Source organism: Stenotrophomonas pictorum JCM 9942 (assembly GCF_001310775.1).
GTDB lineage: Bacteria > Pseudomonadota > Gammaproteobacteria > Xanthomonadales > Xanthomonadaceae > Stenotrophomonas > Stenotrophomonas pictorum.
The window spans coordinates 1-1,129 of sequence record NZ_BAZI01000612.1 but is presented as its reverse complement, the minus strand read 5'-3'; the positions used below and the strand labels follow the sequence as shown (position 1 = coordinate 1,129).

Here is a 1,129-nt window from a genome sequence, read left to right as displayed (position 1 = left end):
CCGACGGGCAGTGGAAGCGCACGCCGCCGGTGGACTACCGCGCGTTCATGGCCGAGCCGGCCACGCGCCAGCGCTACTGGGCGCGCAGCCTGCTGGGCTGGCCGCGTATCGGTCTGGCCCGGCCCAACGCCACCCATCACGCACTGGCGGCGCTGGAGGCCGAGGGCCGGGTCGAACTGCTGCTGACCCAGAATGTGGACGGCCTGCACCAGCGTGCCGGCAGCCGGACGGTGATCGATCTGCACGGGCGCCTGGACGCGGTGTGCTGCATGGGCTGCCAGGCGCGCTCCACACGTGAACACCTGCAGCAGCGCCTGCGCCAGGCCAATCCCGGCTGGGAGGTGCGCCAGGCCGGGACCGCGCCGGATGGCGATGCCGATCTGGACACGGATTTTTCCGGTTTCCAGGTGCCGGCCTGCGAGCGCTGCGGCGGCATTCTCAAGCCGGATGTGGTGTTCTTCGGCGAGAACGTGCCGCGCGCGCGGGTGGAGGCGGTGCACGCGCACCTGCGCCAGGCCGATGCGGTGCTGGTGGTGGGGTCTTCGCTGATGGTCTATTCGGGCTTCCGTTTCGTGCAGGCCGCGGCCCGCGCCGGACTGCCGGTGGCCGCGATCAACCTGGGGCGCACCCGTGCCGATGACCTGCTCGAACTCAAGATCCATGCGCCCTGCGCGCAGGCGCTGGCGTTTCTGTTGCCGGGCGGGCACTGAGGCTGGCGCCCGCCAGCGGGCTGAACACGGAATTTGCGAAACAGTGATCCATCCCGGTGGTTGTGCGCGGCCGCGCACAGGAGTGCAATAGCGCCCGTTTTCTCCTGTCCGTGAGTCTGTTTTGAGCCAGCTGTTCTCGCCGATCACCTTCGGCCCGTTGTCGTTGTCCAACCGCATCGTCATCGCCCCGATGTGCCAGTACGCCAGCACCGACGGGCTGGCCAACGACTGGCACCGCATGCATCTGGGCCAGCTGGCGCAGTCCGGCGCCGGCCTGCTGATCCTGGAAGCCACCGCGGTGCTGCCGGAAGGACGCATCAGCTGGGCCGACCTGGGCCTGTGGGGTGACGCCACCGAAGCGGCGCTGGCGGCAGTGCTGGCCTCGGTGCGGCAGTGGTCGCCGATGCCGATCGGGATAC

General features: G+C 69.9%; 2 protein-coding genes. Both read left to right on the top strand.

Translation table 11 applies throughout. From position 1 onward, the window contains the following. The coding region (locus JCM9942_RS16495; protein ID WP_054660936.1) for an NAD-dependent protein deacetylase at nucleotides 1-710 on the top strand (710 nt) is incomplete at its 5' end. A 121-nt stretch (nucleotides 711-831) separates the two neighbouring features. Next, nucleotides 832-1,129 (top strand): oxidoreductase (locus JCM9942_RS16490; RefSeq protein WP_484600267.1); only part of this gene is annotated, 298 nt, incomplete at its 3' end.